This is a genomic window from Amycolatopsis acididurans, from assembly GCF_012328925.1.
GTDB classification, from domain to species: Bacteria; Actinomycetota; Actinomycetes; order Mycobacteriales; family Pseudonocardiaceae; genus Amycolatopsis_E; species Amycolatopsis_E acididurans.
Genome location: NZ_JAAXLS010000005.1, coordinates 91,379 through 107,613 on the forward strand (window position 1 = coordinate 91,379; position 16,235 = coordinate 107,613).

22 protein-coding genes are annotated in these 16,235 nt (G+C 66.7%); 13 read left to right on the forward strand and 9 right to left on the reverse strand.

The window, feature by feature from the left end:
- Positions 1-125 precede the first annotated feature (125 nt).
- A complete protein-coding gene (locus HFP15_RS10555; protein ID WP_246271587.1) occupies positions 126-476 on the forward strand; it encodes a GntR family transcriptional regulator in 351 nt (116 codons plus the stop codon).
- A 278-nt stretch (positions 477-754) separates the two neighbouring features.
- A complete protein-coding gene (locus HFP15_RS10560) occupies positions 755-1,987 on the forward strand; it encodes a helix-turn-helix domain-containing protein (RefSeq protein ID WP_210717026.1) in 1,233 nt (410 codons plus the stop codon).
- A gap of 549 nt (positions 1,988-2,536) precedes the next feature.
- Here the strand turns inward: HFP15_RS10560 and HFP15_RS10565 are convergent.
- The 4 genes from HFP15_RS10565 to HFP15_RS10580 all read right to left on the reverse strand — a co-directional run bounded on the left by HFP15_RS10565 (position 2,537) and on the right by HFP15_RS10580 (position 5,079).
- Positions 2,537-2,923, reverse strand: coding sequence for a hypothetical protein (locus tag HFP15_RS10565; RefSeq protein WP_168514153.1), 387 nt, complete (start codon positions 2,921-2,923; stop codon positions 2,537-2,539).
- A complete protein-coding gene (locus HFP15_RS10570; RefSeq protein ID WP_168514155.1) occupies positions 2,916-3,368 on the reverse strand; it encodes a helix-turn-helix domain-containing protein in 453 nt (150 codons plus the stop codon). The genes HFP15_RS10565 and HFP15_RS10570 overlap by 8 nt, the downstream gene beginning before the upstream one ends.
- A 39-nt stretch (positions 3,369-3,407) precedes the next feature.
- On the reverse strand, positions 3,408-3,851 hold the full coding sequence (locus HFP15_RS10575; protein ID WP_168514157.1) for a hypothetical protein: 444 nt from the start codon (positions 3,849-3,851) through the stop codon (positions 3,408-3,410).
- 286 nt (positions 3,852-4,137) lie between these two features.
- Positions 4,138-5,079, reverse strand: coding sequence for a YihY/virulence factor BrkB family protein (locus HFP15_RS10580; RefSeq protein ID WP_168514159.1), 942 nt, complete (start codon positions 5,077-5,079; stop codon positions 4,138-4,140).
- Between the two features lie 56 nt (positions 5,080-5,135).
- Here HFP15_RS10580 and HFP15_RS10585 point away from each other — a divergent pair, with 56 nt between their 5' ends.
- Together HFP15_RS10585 and HFP15_RS10590 are read left to right on the forward strand one after the other, a co-directional pair.
- Positions 5,136-5,642 carry a DinB family protein gene (locus tag HFP15_RS10585; RefSeq protein WP_168514161.1) on the forward strand — a complete coding sequence of 169 codons (507 nt, stop codon included), beginning with the start codon at positions 5,136-5,138 and terminating at the stop codon, positions 5,640-5,642.
- Positions 5,639-6,502, forward strand: a complete 864-nt coding sequence (locus tag HFP15_RS10590) for a spermidine synthase (protein ID WP_168514163.1) — start codon at positions 5,639-5,641, stop codon at positions 6,500-6,502. The genes HFP15_RS10585 and HFP15_RS10590 overlap by 4 nt, the downstream gene beginning before the upstream one ends.
- Here HFP15_RS10590 and HFP15_RS10595 read toward each other — a convergent pair.
- Positions 6,491-7,438 (reverse strand): pyridoxal-phosphate dependent enzyme, encoded by a 948-nt coding sequence (locus tag HFP15_RS10595; RefSeq protein WP_168514165.1) that lies wholly within the window; start codon positions 7,436-7,438, stop codon positions 6,491-6,493. The two genes, HFP15_RS10590 and HFP15_RS10595, sit on opposite strands and share 12 nt — an antisense overlap.
- 54 nt (positions 7,439-7,492) lie before the next feature.
- Here HFP15_RS10595 and HFP15_RS10600 point away from each other — a divergent pair, with 54 nt between their 5' ends.
- Positions 7,493-8,023 carry a DUF2020 domain-containing protein gene (locus HFP15_RS10600; protein ID WP_168514167.1) on the forward strand — a complete coding sequence of 177 codons (531 nt, stop codon included), beginning with the start codon at positions 7,493-7,495 and terminating at the stop codon, positions 8,021-8,023.
- 140 nt (positions 8,024-8,163) lie between these two features.
- Complete coding sequence (locus HFP15_RS10605) at positions 8,164-8,616, forward strand: DUF6918 family protein (RefSeq protein WP_168514169.1); 453 nt, start codon at positions 8,164-8,166, stop codon at positions 8,614-8,616.
- A 67-nt stretch (positions 8,617-8,683) separates the two neighbouring features.
- Here HFP15_RS10605 and HFP15_RS10610 read toward each other — a convergent pair whose 3' ends face one another.
- Positions 8,684-9,283 (reverse strand): hypothetical protein, encoded by a 600-nt coding sequence (locus HFP15_RS10610; RefSeq protein WP_246271588.1) that lies wholly within the window; start codon positions 9,281-9,283, stop codon positions 8,684-8,686.
- A 97-nt stretch (positions 9,284-9,380) separates the two neighbouring features.
- On the opposite strand from HFP15_RS10610, the gene HFP15_RS10615 reads away from it, so the two are divergent.
- Entirely contained in the window at positions 9,381-9,932 is a 552-nt protein-coding gene (locus HFP15_RS10615; protein WP_312871547.1) for a peptidylprolyl isomerase, read from the forward strand.
- 24 nt (positions 9,933-9,956) lie between these two features.
- The gene (locus tag HFP15_RS10620; RefSeq protein ID WP_168514173.1) at positions 9,957-10,904 is read left to right on the forward strand and encodes a rhomboid family intramembrane serine protease; all 948 of its coding nucleotides are present in this window, start codon (positions 9,957-9,959) and stop codon (positions 10,902-10,904) included.
- Here HFP15_RS10620 and HFP15_RS10625 read toward each other — a convergent pair.
- Both HFP15_RS10625 and crgA read right to left on the reverse strand, forming a co-directional pair.
- Positions 10,897-11,283, reverse strand: a complete 387-nt coding sequence (locus HFP15_RS10625) for a PH domain-containing protein (RefSeq protein ID WP_312871527.1) — start codon at positions 11,281-11,283, stop codon at positions 10,897-10,899. The genes HFP15_RS10620 and HFP15_RS10625 overlap by 8 nt on opposite strands.
- A gap of 102 nt (positions 11,284-11,385) precedes the next feature.
- Positions 11,386-11,652: a cell division protein CrgA gene (gene crgA / locus HFP15_RS10630; protein ID WP_168514177.1), complete on the reverse strand. Its 267-nt coding sequence runs from the start codon at positions 11,650-11,652 to the stop codon at positions 11,386-11,388.
- 105 nt (positions 11,653-11,757) lie between these two features.
- Here crgA and HFP15_RS10635 point away from each other — a divergent pair, with 105 nt between their 5' ends.
- The gene (locus HFP15_RS10635) at positions 11,758-12,594 is read left to right on the forward strand and encodes a class E sortase (protein ID WP_168514179.1); all 837 of its coding nucleotides are present in this window, start codon (positions 11,758-11,760) and stop codon (positions 12,592-12,594) included.
- Positions 12,595-12,753, forward strand: a complete 159-nt coding sequence (locus HFP15_RS10640; RefSeq protein WP_168514181.1) for a hypothetical protein — start codon at positions 12,595-12,597, stop codon at positions 12,751-12,753.
- Here HFP15_RS10640 and HFP15_RS10645 read toward each other — a convergent pair whose 3' ends face one another.
- A complete protein-coding gene (locus HFP15_RS10645) occupies positions 12,754-14,061 on the reverse strand; it encodes an FAD-dependent oxidoreductase (protein ID WP_168514533.1) in 1,308 nt (435 codons plus the stop codon).
- A gap of 112 nt (positions 14,062-14,173) precedes the next feature.
- Here HFP15_RS10645 and HFP15_RS10650 point away from each other — a divergent pair, with 112 nt between their 5' ends.
- From HFP15_RS10650 to HFP15_RS10660, 3 genes are read left to right on the forward strand one after another with little or no spacing between them, the layout of a single operon-like run.
- Positions 14,174-14,815, forward strand: coding sequence for an aminodeoxychorismate/anthranilate synthase component II (locus tag HFP15_RS10650; protein ID WP_168514183.1), 642 nt, complete (start codon positions 14,174-14,176; stop codon positions 14,813-14,815).
- 5 nt (positions 14,816-14,820) lie between these two features.
- Complete coding sequence (locus tag HFP15_RS10655; protein ID WP_168514535.1) at positions 14,821-15,600, forward strand: ABC transporter ATP-binding protein; 780 nt, start codon at positions 14,821-14,823, stop codon at positions 15,598-15,600.
- On the forward strand, positions 15,597-16,232 hold the full coding sequence (locus tag HFP15_RS10660) for a hypothetical protein (RefSeq protein ID WP_168514185.1): 636 nt from the start codon (positions 15,597-15,599) through the stop codon (positions 16,230-16,232). The genes HFP15_RS10655 and HFP15_RS10660 overlap by 4 nt, the downstream gene beginning before the upstream one ends.
- The last annotated feature ends 3 nt before the right edge of the window (positions 16,233-16,235 follow it).

Here is a 16,235-nt window from a genome sequence, read left to right on the forward strand (position 1 = left end):
CGATCTCCTCCTGATCTGTGACGTACTATGTCGTCCTATAACTAAGGTAGCACAGTGCTAGGACAGTGCTAGTAACCCATTCGGGTGAACTAGCGCGTTATATGTCGTGTCGGTACAGTCGAGTCATGAGCCAGCCCCAACTTGCCGGTCATCCGTACCAGGCACTCGCCGCGTCGATCGCTAAAAAGATCGACTCTGGCGAACTCAAGCCGGGGGAGAAGCTCCCATCGGTCCGCGGGCTGGCCAAGGAGCAGGGCGTCTCGCCGATGACAGCCCAGAAGGCGCTGACTCAGTTAGCGGATGACGGATATGCCGAGGTCGTCGCCGGTCTCGGATACTTCATCACGCAGCCTCAGCCTCAGAGCCAGGATGAGCTGGACCCAATCCAGGCGGTACATCGCCAGATCGACGCCCTTCAGGCTGCCATCGCTGATATTGCACAGCGGGTCGAGAGGCTCGAAGGACGCTCGGACTGATGTCTTGGCATTCGCGTTGTTCAAGCCGGGCGAGCCGCCCCAGTACCTCGTTGACGTCGGATCGCAGTGCCGCCAGCCGGATCGCAATCCTGCGCAGTTCGTCGTGTTGCTCGCTCATGCCAATAACGATCGTCGGAAAACGATCAGTTGCACAGTGTCATAGCTGGTGTCATGTGCGTGAAGGGTGACACGGGCGCATCACCACCTCATCACCTCCCGACACCGCTGCGGAAATGCCACACTCGATGACGAGGACCTCGATAGGCAGGGGGAACGACATGGCGGAGGACGTCCCATCCTGGGCCAGGCGTATCCGCGCGCTTCGCGAGGCGCGCGGGATGTCCCAGGCTGAAGCGTGCAATCAAATGCGGACGCACGCAGCTAAGCCGCTGCCTGAGGGTGACAACCTCCTGAGGCGGTGGAAGTCGTGGGAGCTGGGTGAGAACAAGCCTGGTCCGCACTACGCACCGCTGATCGCAGCAACACTCGGCACGGTCAGTGCTGCGCTGTTTCCTCCGGTCGAACGCACCGAGTCTGGATTGACGGTCTTGACCGCAACGGGAATGGACACGATGGAAATCGTCAGCAGGCTGCAAGCCTCCGACATCAATGACGCCACGCTTGAAGGCCTGCGGATCACGGTCGAGAAGCTCTGCTCCGAATACCCCTACATGCCGCCCGAAACCCTGATACCCGAGGGGCGGCAGTGGCTGCGCCGCATCGTTGAGATGCAAGACCAGCGCCTCAGCTTCCGTCAGCGGAGGCAAACGCTCGAACTCGCTGGCTGGCTTGCCCTCCTTGTGGGGTGCCTTGAGTACGACCTCGGCGACCGCCGATCTGCGGAAGCCACCCGGAAGATGGCTCTCAGTCTCGGGCAAGACGTCGGAAGCGGCGGCATCCTCGGTTGGGCGCACGAGATGCGCGCCTGGTTTGCCCTGACGTCCGGCGACTACCGCGGGGTGCTTGCCGCGGCCGAGGCGGGCCAGGTAGCCGCGGGAAACCACAGCGTCGGAGTACAGCTCATCGCCCAGGAGGCGAAGGCTTGGGCTCGACTTGGCCGCAAGGACGAGATGGAGCGTGCCCTTGAACGGGGACGCGTCATGCTCGAAGCGATGCCGTATCCCGACAACACGGACAACCACTTCGTGGTCGATCCGGCGAAGTACGACTTCTACGTCATGGACTGCTATCGCCACATCGGTGAGGACCGCCTAGCCGAGACCCTCGCACAAGAGGTCATCCGGAGCGGGACCGACTTCAACGGCGACGAGCGCAAGCCGATGCGCGTGGCCGAAGCACGGATCACGCTTGGCGTGGCCGCCGCACGCGAAGGCGACCTTGATGAAGCCCTGACCTACGGCCGTCGCGCGATCGAAGCCCCACGGAAGTCACTGCCGTCCATCGCCCTGGTGTCTCAGGATCTCGCCAGCGTCCTTGCCGAGCGCTATAACGGCCAGAGTGACGCCGACGAGTACCGCCACGACCTGATGCGCATCCAGCAAGGCCGGTAGCACCTCGGAGCCAAGGCCAGCAGCCGTGACGCAGTGCCGTGTTCAGAGTTTCCTTACTTGTTCAAGGCGGCCCCTTCGGGGCCGCTGGCCTCAGCGCCTTTGACCGCCGCCCAAGCGGAGGCATGCGGCCTGCCGGCCGGTCCTCCGCGGGCGGCGGTGGCGTGAGGTGGCCAGCGGCCTTATCCGAAGGGGCCGCCAAACAGGCACGCTGAACGAGATGCCCTCGCCGGGCGGCAACCTCCGAGGAGACCGGGACCAGCACGACGGGGGAGCGGTACCAGTCGGGCAGGCTCGTTGCGATCGTCGTGGACTCCTGCGGCGGTCTCCTCGTCGGCAAGACGGGTGTCTATCAGGTCGTTCGGGGCACTCCGGGCACAGTCATCCGGGCGAACCGGCCGTCGCTGCGAGACCGGTGGTGCTGGTACTCGAAGCCGGTCCACCCGGATGACCGACCCTCCGCGTCCCAAACGACCTGATCGGCAGACACCAGCCGACGAGGAGACCGCCGAAGGAGCCCCTCCTTGTAGGTGAGCGAATGCCGTCGGGTCTCTAATCGTGCTTAAGCGTTAAGGGCTTGGCCTCCAAGCCAATAAAGAGCGGTTGACCAGGGCGAACGCGTGTTGCGCCGGACGCTACGCCTTCTTGGATGAACGGGAATACAGCAGGCACGACGGTATCGTCAAGGAAGCGAGTGATCTCGTCTTCGTCCGGCTCGTCGCTCAGCGGATGCTCACCGAAACGAGCTATGTGAGTTTGGAAGACTGTCAGGTTGTCGTCCCGGACTCGCGTGATTATCCGGAACAGGGCTGCGTCACCCTCCCGCCGGTACTGGAAGTCGATCCGAAATTTGCCCTCGAAATCCGACTCGACTTCCTCGACAGTCGCCTGATACGCCGTGCACTGCACGTAGTCGGGCGTCCAGTTGTTCTCAGACACCGACCTCAACCCGTCCTCGCCGCACGTTGATAGGACGACCCTTGACGGCCGAACGAGTTGCAACGGTCGCCCAACCTTGGACCGCCTCGTGCGTACGAGGCAGGTCAGGCTCGTGCTTGGCGTCAACATGGTGCACGTTGCGGGGCACCTTGACGGTGAAGCTGAGCTCCGCGTCGGCCACCTCGTGTCGTATGTGCGCGCCTACCGCGAGCGCGTAACGGCGGAGCGTCGAGAGGCGTGGATCGCTGGTCATTGACTCGATGTCGGACACAACGCTTTGCGTCCTGCCCATCAGTCGTCCCAGCTCAGTCTGACTGAGTCCGCGACGTTTCCGCAGCTCAACGAGTTCTCGAACCCACTTGTAGTCTTCCTCGGTAAGGTCACGGGCAAGCACCTGTTGTGGGTTCGACTCATCGAAGCCAAGCAACTCGTCTAGCTCATCCATCACGGGGTCCCTTTGTATCGGTTAAACCCGATAGTAGGTCTATTGATCCTGCAACCACCAGTTGTAGCGCGTCACAGCTTCGTCAATGTCCAAATCCTGTCCTTCCGGCGACAACTTCTCGGCGAATCGAAGTGCCAACATGACACGCTGCTGGTAGAGACGCACCGGCTCGCAGTAGTAGAGCCGCCACCAGCGAAGCTCGCATGGATGCATCTCACGTTCCCAACGCAACTCGTGGATGCCTGATGCGCGTGCCATGTCAGTCTTAACATCGTCCGGTCGGACGAGCTCGCCTCGTTCGGCGGATCGGAGCTTCGCCTTGACGTCCTCCATGAAGAGGTCCCGAGCGACTGTCCCGTCCCGCGCTTCAACGATGGCTGCCTCGTCTCGGATCTCCTTTAGAGGCACCTTCACGCCGTTGCGCGTGTAGAACCGCCATTGGCCGCCGCCGCTGCAAGCGAACGACCTTTGCCCTGCCGTCACGCGACCTCCCAAAGCGCTGTACACCTGTATCCTCGACTGCTCGCACAGCGTTACGACGACGGGGCGCGATCGGGACACAGAGCGTTGGCTACGCCTCGGTCAAGGCCGCCTGAACCCCTCTATCAAGTCAGCAGAAAGTCAGCGAAAGCACTACCACCAGCCGAGACACGACGCTATAAGGCGACACGTTTCCGCACCGCAACAACACTGAATAATCCTGGTCAGCGGCACGGAACCACGTTTGCAAGGCAGAGGTCAGGGGTTCGATTCCCCTCAGCTCCACGCGTCACCGGGTGAACCTGGTGTCCACCTGTTCGTCCTCGTGGTAGGCGCGTTCCTCGGCATACGACTCGTAGGCCCGGTGGTCGGCCTCGGTGTCCGGGGCATTCGTCAGCGCGCGCGGGTGTAGCCGGTCCTTGAGCACCACATTGAGCTGCGCCCCCAGCAGCGTGATGACACTCTGCAGGTAGAACCACCACAGCAACGTGATCACCGTCGCGAAGTGGCCGTACGTGCTCTGCGCCTTCTGCAGGTAATGGCTGATGATCAGCGACGACAACGACTGCAGCACCCAGAACAGCACGCCCGACAGCACCGCGCCGGGAAGCACGTCGCGGGTGGTGATCTCCCGGTCGGTCAGGATCCGGAACGCGGCGATGAACAAGGCCACGTCCAGCGCGATCGCCAGGACGTAGCCGAGCACGCGGACCGCCCAGCCCAGTTCGATCGCGTTCGCCGCGCCCGAGGCGAAACTGCTGATCAGCGTGCTGACCACCAGTCCAAGACCGATCGTCACCAGCACCCCGACACTGCGGGCGATCTGCTCGGTGACCTTCGGCCGCCGGGCCATCGGCAGTTCCCACACCGAATTGAACGCGAACTGCGTGATCCGCACGACCGACAGCCCGCTCCACAGGGCGCTGACCAGCCCGAGCACCAGCGCCCACCACGACCCGCTCAACCCGCGAACGCTGCCGGGATCCAGCAGGGGAAGCATCTGGCTCACGTTGGTCAGCACGTCCCCCTTCACGCCCGCCGGCAGCACGAACCCGAGCAGGGTCACGAACACCAGGAACAACGGAAAGATCGAGAAGAACGCCCAGAAGGCGATCATGCTCGCGAGGTTCGTGGACTGGTCCTCGGCGAACTTCCGCGCCACCGCGACCGGGATGCCCACGGACTTGTGCTCGCGCTGGAATTCGTCGACCTTCGCCAACCGTTCCTTCATAGTCGTCCGTTACCCGGCCGGCGCCGGGTCAATCCCCGAACCAGTAGATTCGGGGTATGACCTGGACGGCACCCGAAGCCACCGACGTCGATGGATCGACCGCGGCCGATGAACGCGCCATGCTGTCCGGTTACCTTGCCTGGCAACGGTCCATTCTGTTGCGCAAGTGCGGCGGGCTCACCGGCGAGCAGCTTGCCCAGCGCGCTGTGCCGCCGTCCAGCCTGTCGTTGCTCGGGCTCATTCGGCACCTGGCCAAGGTCGAACGCACCTGGTTCCGCATCCGGTTCGCCGGGCTGGGCGTCGAGCCGTTGTTTCCCCGGCGTGACGAGGACTTCGACGACATCGACGCCGACGGCGCACCCGCGGCGTACGCCCGGCTCATCGAGGAGATGCGGCTCGCCGACAAAGCCGTCGCCGACGCGGCGCTCGACGACTTCTTCCTCCACAACGGACAGAAGTTCTCCGTCCGTTTCCTCTACCTGCACATGATCCAGGAGTACGCGCGCCACAACGGGCATGCCGACCTCCTCCGTGAGCGCATCGACGGCGTCACCGGAGCATGAGCAAGCGCCAGAAGCCAGTCCGCCCGACACCCGGCGAGTATCCGGTCCGGTTCGGCACCGCCGAGCTCATCGCCGACGCCGATCGCCGCGACAGCTGGCTGCTCAGCGTCGACGGCATCGCGCAGTCCTATGTGGACCTGTCCGACCCGACGCACCTCGAATTCGAGTACGTGCGCCGCATCGCCGACGTGGTCGACTCGCTGCCCGCCGGTCCGCTCGACGCGCTCCACCTCGGTGGCGCGGGCTGCACGTTGCCGCGCTACCTCGCGGCCACCCGGCCCGGCTCACGGCAGCTCGTCTTCGACGCCGACGGCGAGCTCATCGAACTCGTCCGCGAGCAGCTCGATCTTCGCTCCGTCCCCGGTCTCCGCGTCCGCATCACCGACGCCCGCGCCGGAGTCGTGACCCGCCGCGACGACTCGGCCGATATCGTCGTCGCCGACGTTTTCGAGCGTGGCACGCTCGCCGGCGGGATCGCGACGCGAGAGTTCACCACCGACGTCGCGCGCGTGCTCCGCCCGTCGGGCACGTACCTGATGAACATCGCCGACGGGCCCGGCCTGTTCTTCAGCCGCCGGGTCACCGCGACCATCGCCGAGCTCTTCCCGCACGCCCTGCTGCTCGCCGAACCGGGAGTGCTGCGTGGCCGCCGCTTCGGCAACGTGGTGCTCGCGGCGTCGGCCAACGAGCTGCCCGTCGAGGCTGTCGCGGCTCGGGCGGCGTCGGCGGCCTTTCCGGCGCGCTGCGTCGCGGGGGTGGACCTGGAAAACTTCGCGGCCAGGGCGAAACCGCTCACCGACGAATCGCCGATGATGGCGCCGCCGCTGCCCGGCGATCCGCTGGGCCCGTCAAAGAACTAGCTGCGCGAACCGCTCCGCCGAGATGTTGCCGCCGGAGATGAGCACACCGATCTCCTTGCCGGGCAACAGAACTTTCCCGGACAGCAGGGCCGCGACGCCCACCGCGCCACTCGGTTCGACCACGATCTTCAGCCGCTCGAACAGGAATCGCATCGCGTCGCGGATCTCGTCGTCGGTCACTGTCGCGACCGAGGACACCAGCTTCCGGTTGATCGGGAAGGTCAGCTCGCCGGGCACCGCCGACATCAACCCGTCCGCGATCGTGCGCGGCACCTCGATGCTCACGCGCTCGCCCGCCTCGAACGAACGCCGGTGATCGTCGCCGGCCTCCGGCTCCACACCGACGATCTCGATACCCGGCATCAGGCTCGTCGCCGCCAGTGCACTGCCGGCGATCAGCCCACCACCGCCGAGCGGCACGATGAGCGCGTCCAGCGCGCCCGTCTCCTCCAGGAACTCCAGTGCCGCCGTGCCCTGCCCGGCGATGATGTGCGGATGGTCGTACGGCGGGATCAGCACGCGGCCCTCGCGTTCGGCCAGCTCCGTGCCGAGAGCGACCCGATCCTGGGTGTAGCGGTCGTACTCGACGATCCTGCCGCCATATCCGAGCACTGCGTCCTTTTTGGACTGTGGTGTGTCGGCGGGCATCAGGATGGTGGCCTTCGTGCCCAGCAGTGCCGCCGCGAGCGCGACCGCCTGTGCGTGGTTTCCCGACGAGTACGCGGCGACCCCGCGCGCCAGCTGCTCGGCCGACAGCTGCGCCAGCGCGTTGTAGGCGCCGCGGAACTTGAACGCGCCGATCCGCTGGAAGTTCTCACACTTGAGCAGCACCCGCGCGCCGACGCGCTCGTCCAGCGTGCGGGAGGTGAGGATGGGCGTCCGGTACGCGTGCCCGGCGATGCGCCCGGCCGCCGCGCGGATGTCGTCAAGGTTCACCTGGACAGTATGTCAGAAATTCAGACTAATTGTCTGTGGCTCAAGATGGGGGCCATGCGACGAGTCGTGCTTGCCGTCGGACTGGCCGCCTTGGTGGCGACGTCCTGTTCCGAGACCACGCCACCGGCCGGGGCGCCGGCCACGACGACGGCACCGCCGCCGTCTTCGACCGTCGCGTTGCCGCCGGATCCGCAACCGACCGCCGGTGGTCCGTGCCCGTATCTGGACACCTCGTTCGTCGCCGACGCCAACGGGCAGCACGTCTCGAAGGTCCAGACCTCGGCGGACAAACCGCATCCCGCGTGCTTCTTCTACGCGCTCTCCGGCAAGCTCCAGTTGACGGTGAGGGTTTACGTCGGCGACCCCGCCGTCGCGAAGGCGCTCGTGGACAAGGCGGCGCCGGTCGACACGAGCAATCCGGCCACCGACCCGGCGGGCTGGCAGGGCGGCTACCAGGCGACCGGCGGCGGCGCCGTGTACGCCGTCGCGAAGGGTGGCTCGGCCGTCGTGGTGACCACCGACCAGCAGCAAACAGTCAAGGCCCGGACCGTTACGAAACAAACAATTTCCGTCCTGGGCCTCTAAAGCCGATGCGGTGAAGTGTCAAATCGATCTTGTACTACGCTGAGCGCCACCCGTGGCCGGGGAGGACCAGCACCCGGGGTCGGGCTGCTTCGGGGCCGTGGGTATTCCCGTGTACCGCAACGTAAAGAAGGACTACATCCGTGGCTGACACCCTCAAGGAAATCCTGCTCGACTCCAGCAGGCGCCCGACCGTCGTCACCGACCTGGAGACCCTGGTCGACGCAGAGGTTTCGGACAAGGGCGGCGTTTCGGGTGCCGTGATCAAGACCGGTTTCGCGGCCGTGAAGAAGATCAAGCCGGGCATCATCGGTGCCGCCGTCGACAGCCTGCTCGACGAGTTCACCTTCAAGCTCGAGCCGTTCTATGCCGACTTCAAGGGCCAGGGCGGCGGCGACTTCGGTGCCTACCTCGCCGGTCGCGGTGACGAGGCCGCCGACGCGCTGCTGACGGTCACGGACGCCCGCGCGGAGCAGAGCAACCGCGACGGCATCAAGAAGGTCTACGGCAAGCTGCGCCCGAACGGGAAGAAGAACGTCGAGGAGGCGCTGCCCCGGCTCGGCCAGCTGATCGACAAGCACGCCGCCAACGCCTGATTTCACGGCGCCAGGCAGCACGAAGGCCGCCATTCCGCTCGGCGCGGGATGGCGGCCTTCGCTTTGCCTAGTTCTTCTTCTGTGCCCCGGACGGAGCCGTGGCCTGCCCGTTGCCCGAAGGCGCCGGCTCGGCGGGCTTCGGCGCGGCGCGCGGCGGCTCCGCGGCCACGGGGGGCTCCGGCTTCGGGCGCAGCGCCGCGAACGCGGCCCCGCCCGCGACGACGGCGATCCCCAGCAGCCACGGCCACTTCCGACGCTTCCGCTCGCCCTTCGCGGCCGCCTTGGCCTCGATCATCGCGGCCTTGAAGTCCTTCTTGGCGTCCTTGAAGTCACGCTTGGCCTTCCGCTTGGAGTCGCCTGCCGACTTCGCGGCCTTGATGGCGGCCTTACGCGCCTTGCGGCCGGGCTTGCGCATCTCGGCGAGCCGCTCCGCGGCCTCCTTGCGCGCCTGCTGGCCGGCCTTGGCCAGTTCCTTGCGGGCCTTGCGGCCGCGCTTGCCGGCCTCCTTGCGTACTTCTTCGGTGTTCTCCACGAGCAGTTGCTCGGCCGCCTGCACGGCGCGGCCTGCCACGTCCGCGCCCGCCTTTCCGGCTTCCGCGGCGCGTTTGCGCAGGCCCAACAAGCCGGACTTGACCGGCTCGCCGACCGAGTCTGCGGCTCGGGTCATGGCCTTCACCTCGTCAATCGTTCGATTTATCGTCGTTTCCTTGTTACCTATCCTGCCCGTTTCCGGCGGATCTCGCTGCGGATGGCACGATGACCGCGTGACTGAGAGCAATGAATCCCTCGTTGGTGCGAAGGTCAAGGCCGTTCTGCACACCAACCAAGGTGACATCCGGCTGAACCTCTTCCCTGATCACGCGCCCAAGACCGTGGCCAACTTCGTCGGCCTCGCCGAAGGCACGAAAGAGTACACCCGGCCCAACGCCAAAGGTGAGAAGTCGGGGCCGTTCTACGACGGCTCGATTTTCCATCGCGTCATCTCCGGCTTCATGATCCAGGGCGGGGACCCGACCGGCACCGGACGTGGCGGTCCCGGCTACGAGTTCGATGACGAGTTCCACCCGGAGCTGCAGTTCAATCGTCCGTACCTGCTGGCGATGGCCAACGCGGGTCCGGGCACCAACGGTTCGCAGTTCTTCATCACGGTCGGCCCGACCACTCACCTCAACTTCAAGCACACCATCTTCGGTGAGGTGGCCGACCAGGACTCGCAGAACGTCGTGGACCGGATCGCCAACACCGCCACCGGTGTCGCCGACCGCCCGCTGGCCGACGTGGTGATCGAGCGCGTGGAGATCATCCGCGAAAGCTGACCAAACCGGTACGTTGGAGGCATCGTGACTCAGCCTCCTTCTCCGCATACCCCGTCGACGGAATTGCCGGGCTGCTGGTGGCATCCGAACCGGCAGACCGGGCTGAGCTGTGTGCGCTGCGGGCGCCCGGCCTGTCCGGACTGCCTGCGCGAGGCCTCCGTCGGCTACCAGTGCATCGACTGTGTGCAGCTCGCCCGACGCGAGTCCCACACGCAGCGGCGGCGGTACCGCTCGGCGGGGTACGGCTCGCGCACGGTCGCGGGCGCGCGGCTGTCACAGCGCCTGATCGTGACGCCGGTGCTGATCGCGCTCAACGTGCTGATCTACGCCATCACCGCGGCGCAGGCCGGCAGCGCGATGAACAACCAGGCCTCGCCGCTGTTCCTGGACTGGGTCGAGCAGCCTGCCTCGATCGTGCTCTACGGCGAGTGGTGGCGGCTGTTCACCACGGGCTTCCTGCACTACGGGTTGATCCACATCGCGGTGAACATGTTCTCGCTGTGGGTGCTCGGCCGGGAGCTGGAGCCGCTGCTGGGCAAGATCAGGTTCACCGCGGTGTACCTGGTCTCGCTGCTGGGCGGCTCGCTGGCGGTCTTCCTGTTCGACAACGTCCTGCAGCAGGCGGCGGGCGCGTCGGGCGCGATCTACGGGCTGCTCGGCGGCATTCTCGTCGCGGTGCTGCGGCTGCGGCTCAACCCCGCGCCCGCGATCGGCATCATCGTGATCAACCTGGTCATCTCGGTGTCGATCGCGAACATCTCACTGCTGGCGCATCTCGGTGGCCTCATCGTCGGGGCGCTCGCGACGGTGGCGCTGGTGTATGCGCCGGAGAAGCGGCGCACGCAGTGGCAGGTCGGCGCCATCGTCGTGCTCGTGGTGGCGCTGGTCGGCCTGGCGCTGCTGCGTGACGCGCAACTGGCGAACCTGTCCTGCGGCTACGTGCGTGGCGGTCAGGTGGTCTGCTCTACCTGAGGCGGTTCAGCTCGTCCATGACTTCGGCTGGGTCGGCGCCCAGCTCGACCCAGCCGAAGACGAAAAGATGGTCGCCGGAGGAGATCTCCAGCGTCCTGCTGTCCCGCCCGAACCGCTTGTTGGAGCGCAGCAGGGTCAGCGTGTCCGGCCAGCGCAGCTCGAGCGTGCCGCGCAGGGCCCGGACCCGCAGGCCCTCGGCGTCGGCGACCAGCCGGGGCCGGACGAACGTGCCGTGCGCGGACAGCAGCACGAGCGCGAGCGCCGCGACGGAGAACAACACGACGCTCATCCGGCTGCCGGAGAAGACCGCGCCGCCTGCCGCGAGTGCCGCACCGACCCACCCGAGGGCGACCAGAGCGGGCCGGGGAGCCCAGCTCACGGCGGAGTTATCCACAGGCGTTATCCACAATGGGGATTAGTCACATCGGTGTAATTAGGTGTCAAGCGGCCGTTCGGAGTACTTGGATGAACTTCTGTTGACCTAGCGCCAACGCATCGTCATCAGCAGACCCGAGATCATGAGCGCGAAGCCGATGGCGAAGTTCCAGTTGCCGAGGTCCGCCATGAACGAGATCTTGTCGCCCGCGATGTAGTTGACCACCAGCCAGGCCAGCCCGATCAACATGAGCCCGAACATGACGATCTTGTAGATCGGATGCGACGGCCCCGCGGCACGCACCTTGACAGGCGTGCGCCGATCAGCGGGCGGGGTGTACGCCGTCTTCTTGCGAACCTTGGACTTCGGCATCGGAACCTCGCGTGCTCGGTGTCTCGCCGGTGGTCATGGCGTCGTCGCGCGCACCCACCTTCTTCCTCACACGTTAACGTAAGCGGGAATCGGAGAGGAGCACGCGTGGCGATCCTGGACGCACCACCGCCGAAAGCGTCGCGTGGAGGCGGTGTCAAGGCGATTCGCACGGCCGGTGAGCTGCTGATCACGGCCGGGCTCGTGGTCTTGTTGTTCGTGGTCTACGAGCTGTACGTCACCGACCTCTTCTCCGCGCAGAAGCAGGCGAGCGCGACATCCGCGCTCGACAACGACTGGGCGAACGGCCGCCAGTTGCACCCGGAGCTGATCGACGGCAAGGCCTTCGCCAAGCTCTACATCCCCAGCTTCGGCGCCGACTACCACTTCACCATCCAGGAAGGCACCGACGCGGCCGCGCTCGAGGTCGGGCCCGGCCACTACAAGGGCACCGCGCTGCCGGGCGAGCCGGGCAACTTCGCCGTCGCCGGGCACCGCGTCGGCAAGGGCGCTCCGTTCAACGACATCGACCTGCTCAACTCGTGCGACGCGATCGTCGTGGAGACGCAGACGGACTACTTCGTCTACCGCGTGCTGCCGCACGACGACGAGATCGCGAACTGGGCCACCGGCAAGGGCAAGCAGCCGCAGTGCGCACGGGTCAGCACGCTGCGCACCAACGCGCCGGACGGCGGCGCGTACGCGAAGACCACGGGCCGGGAGATCGTCAGCCCGACGCAGGGCGACGTGGTCTCGCCGGTGCCGCATCAGCCCGTGGACATCCTGCCGACGGCGCAAGAGGTCTCGCTGCTCACGCTGACCACGTGCCACCCGCGGTTTTCCGACCGCCAGCGGCTGATCGTGCACGCCGTGCTGACCGATCAGTATCCGAAGACGCCGGGTTCGACCTACGCGCAGCTCCTGCAAGCGATTGGTGAGGGATAGATGTACGGCTGGATCTGGCGCCACCTGCCCGGCCCGCTCGCCGCGAAGCTGGTGATCTCGATCGTGCTCGTCGTCGGGATCGTCGCTTTGCTGTTCTTCGTGATCTTCCCCTGGGTGGACCCGTTGCTGCCGTTCAACCAGGTGTCGGTGCCCAACTAGCTAGTCGCGGGAGACGCGCACCATCTCCTCGCGCGCCACGACCTTGACGCGCGCCCGGCCGTGCGGCTCGCCGAGGGCGCGCTCGTGTGCGTCGAGCCTGGCCCAGCCGTCCCATGTCGTGTACGGGACACCTCGCTCTTCGAGGAAGCCGAGGATGTCGTCCTGCTTGGGCGGGGTCAGACTTTCCGCGTCCGCGAGCAGGCACTCCACGGTCTCCGCCGCGTCCCCCTTGGTGTGCCCGATCAGGCCGACCGGTCCGCGCTTGATCCAGCCCGTGACGTACACGCCGGGCATCTGGGCCTCGTCGATGTCGAGGACGCGGCCCGCCCGGTTGGGCACGGTGCCGGTGCGGTTGTCGAACGGGATCTCCGGCAGCGGCGAGGACAGGTAACCCACCGCGCGGTAGACGGCCTGCACGTCCCAGTCGTGGAACTCGCCGGTGCCGCGGACGTTGCCGTCGCCGGTCAGCTCGGTGCGCTCGGTGCGCAGGCCGGTGACCCTGTCGCCACCGAGGATCTCGGCCGGCGAGTGGAAGAAGTGCAGGTGCAGCCGTTTCGGCCGGTCGCCCTGGTCGCGGATCGCCCACTCCTGCAGGGTTTTGACCACCATGTCGATCTGTTTCGACGCCCGCAGCGCGGCGACGCTGCCCTCGTCGAACTCGATGTCCTCGGGGTTGACGATGACCTCGACGTTGGGCGAGTGGTCGAGTTCGCGCAGTTCCATCGGCGTGAACTTGGCCTGCGCCGGACCGCGGCGGCCGAAGACGTGCACGTCGGTGACCGGACTGGCCTTGAGGCCCTCGTAGACGTTGGCCGGGATGTCGGTCGGCAGCAGTTCGTCCGCGGTCTTGGCGAGAATGCGCGCCACGTCCAGCGCCACGTTGCCGACGCCGAGGACGGCGACGCCGCGGGCCTCCAGCGGCCAGGTGCGCGGCACGTCGGGATGGCCGTCGTACCAGGACACGAAGTCGGCGGCGCCGTAGCTGCCCGGCAGGTCGATGCCGGGGATGTCGAGCGCGCGGTCGCTCATCGCGCCCGTCGCGAAGATGACCGCGTCGTAGAACTGGCGCAGCTCGTCGAGCTTGATGTCGGTGCCGTAGTCGATGTTGCCCAGCAGCCTGATGTTGGGCTTGTCGAGCACCTTGTGCAGCGCGGTGACGATGCCCTTGATGCGCGGATGATCGGGCGCGACGCCGTAGCGGATGAGGCCGAACGGCGCGGGCAGGCGCTCGAACAGGTCGACGCTGACCTCGGCGGTGGATTTGTCGAGGAGGTCGGCGGCGTAGATACCGGCTGGACCGGCACCCACGATCGCGACACGAAGGGAACGACTCACACCTTCAACGGTAAAGTGAGGTGATCCTAACTTTCACTGTGATATGAAGTACCGTCCACGATCTGGACACCAGTATTCTTGCGCCATGCGCGTACTCGTCGTCGACAACTACGACAGCTTCGTCTACAACCTGGTCCAATACCTGGCCCAGCTCGGCGCCGACTGCACCGTCTGGCGCAACGACGTGGTCGACCTCGAACGCGTACCCGACTTCGACGGGGTGCTCGTCTCGCCAGGACCCGGCACGCCGGAGCGCGCGGGGCAGAGCATCGACGTGGTACGCCGCTGTGCCGACACCCGCACCCCGGTGCTCGGCGTATGCCTCGGCCACCAGGCCATCGGCGTCGCCTGGGGCGCCACCGTCGACCGCGCTCCCGAGCTGCTGCACGGCAAGACCAGTCAGGTGCGGCACGAGGGCGCCGGCGTGCTGGCCGGTCTGCCGGACCCGTTCACCGCGACCCGCTACCACTCGCTGACGGTGCTGCCGGACACGATCCCGGACGTCTTCGAGGTCACCGCGCGCACCGAATCCGGTGTCGTGATGGGCATGCGGCATCGGGAACTGCCGGTCGAGGGCGTGCAGTTCCACCCGGAGTCGGTGCTGACCCAGGGTGGGCACCTGATGCTCGCGAACTGGATGGCAGGCGCGGGACACCCGGTCGCCGAGTCCACTGTGGATGCTCTGGTGCGTGAGGTCGAGACGCTGCAAAAGGCCGCGGCTGCGTGACCGCGCTGCTCCGGCTCGTCGGAGTCGGTAAGCGCTACGGGCGGGGGAAACCGGTCCTGTCCGGGCTTGAACTGGAGATCGAGCCCGGCCTGGTACTCGGCGTCGTCGGAACGAACGGCTCCGGCAAGTCGACGCTGCTGCGGATAGTCGCCGGAATATCCCGGCCCAGTGCGGGAAAGGTCGACGGCAGGCCGACGATCGGTTACATGCCGGACCGGTTTCCGGCCGCGACGCGGATGAGCGCGATCGGCTACCTCGAACATCTCGGCCGCGTCCGTGGCATGTCCAATGTGGACTCGCGGGCCGGTGAGCTGCTGGAACGGCTCGCCCTCGCCGGTGGTCCTGCGGCGCCGATCCGTAGCCTTTCCAAGGGAAACGCCCAGAAGGTGGGCCTGGCGCAGGCGTTGCTGGCCGAACCGGAACTGCTCGTGCTCGACGAACCGTGGTCCGGGCTCGATCCGGCCGCGCACGGTGTGCTCGCCGAGTTGATCGCGGAAACACGCGAGCGCGGGGCGAGCGTCGTGTTCAGCGAACACCGCACGCCGAGGGCGAGTGCGCACGCTTCGCGGGTCCTGCTGCTGTCCGAGGGAAAGTTGCGGCCGGCCGACGGCGGGCACGTACGTGTCGTGTTGCGTGGCGCGGGTGACTGGAACGCGGAGCCGGACGTGCTGAAGGTGCGCCGGGACGGCGACCTGCTCGAGCTCGTGGTGCCGCCCGGCCGGTCGGACGCGGTGTTGTCGACCGCGCTGCGGCGCGGGTTTTCGGTGGTGAGGGTCGAGACATGACGCGATACCAGTTGGCGTTGCTGGCACATTCGCAGCGGTGGCTGCCGCCGAGCCTCGCCTTTCTGGTCGTACTGGGGATCCTGTACAGCGATCCGGGTGGCGGACTGCTACCGCTGTACGCGATCAGCGCGGGCGCGCTCCTGGTCGTCGCGTGCTGGCTGACGATCGCACTCGTCGACGCGGAGGATCCGGTGCAGCGGCTCATCACCCGCGTTCATGCCCGGCGCACGAGTGTCCTGATCGGCGGCGTCGCGGCCGCGGTGCTGTGCTGCTGTCTGGGGCTGACGGCACTGTCGCTGGTCATCTCGGTGCTTCGCCACCACGACGTGATCGCCGAACCGGTGTGGCTCGGCACCATGGCCCACCTCGCGTGCGCGTTCGCGGGGATCGCGGTGGGACTGCCGTGTTCGCGGCTGGTGCTGCCGCGCGTCGGCCACACGGTGATCGTCGCACTGGCCGCGCTGAGCGTCGTGCTGCGGTTCCCGTGGATTCCGCTGGTCAACCCGATGCTGCGGGTCATGACCGCGGACTCGGCGCGGCTCGCGCCGGTGCTCTCCGGCCTGATCGTCTGTGCGGGGGTGCTCGTGCTCAGCTCAGGCGCGGTGACGGCGCTGTACCGCCACCGCGCCTGAGGG

Coding starts and splice junctions, on each gene's coding strand:
- HFP15_RS10640 (WP_168514181.1), top strand. CDS start 12,595: ATGTACGGCTGGATCTGGCGCCACCTGCCCGGCCCGCTCGCCGCGAAG.
- crgA (WP_168514177.1), bottom strand. CDS start 11,652: ATGCCGAAGTCCAAGGTTCGCAAGAAGACGGCGTACACCCCGCCCGCT.
- HFP15_RS10585 (WP_168514161.1), top strand. CDS start 5,136: ATGACCTGGACGGCACCCGAAGCCACCGACGTCGATGGATCGACCGCG.
- HFP15_RS10555 (WP_246271587.1), top strand. CDS start 126: ATGAGCCAGCCCCAACTTGCCGGTCATCCGTACCAGGCACTCGCCGCG.
- HFP15_RS10610 (WP_246271588.1), bottom strand. CDS start 9,283: ATGACCCGAGCCGCAGACTCGGTCGGCGAGCCGGTCAAGTCCGGCTTG.
- HFP15_RS10660 (WP_168514185.1), top strand. CDS start 15,597: ATGACGCGATACCAGTTGGCGTTGCTGGCACATTCGCAGCGGTGGCTG.
- HFP15_RS10560 (WP_210717026.1), top strand. CDS start 755: ATGGCGGAGGACGTCCCATCCTGGGCCAGGCGTATCCGCGCGCTTCGC.
- HFP15_RS10570 (WP_168514155.1), bottom strand. CDS start 3,368: ATGGATGAGCTAGACGAGTTGCTTGGCTTCGATGAGTCGAACCCACAA.
- HFP15_RS10590 (WP_168514163.1), top strand. CDS start 5,639: ATGAGCAAGCGCCAGAAGCCAGTCCGCCCGACACCCGGCGAGTATCCG.
- HFP15_RS10650 (WP_168514183.1), top strand. CDS start 14,174: ATGCGCGTACTCGTCGTCGACAACTACGACAGCTTCGTCTACAACCTG.
- HFP15_RS10580 (WP_168514159.1), bottom strand. CDS start 5,079: ATGAAGGAACGGTTGGCGAAGGTCGACGAATTCCAGCGCGAGCACAAG.
- HFP15_RS10600 (WP_168514167.1), top strand. CDS start 7,493: ATGCGACGAGTCGTGCTTGCCGTCGGACTGGCCGCCTTGGTGGCGACG.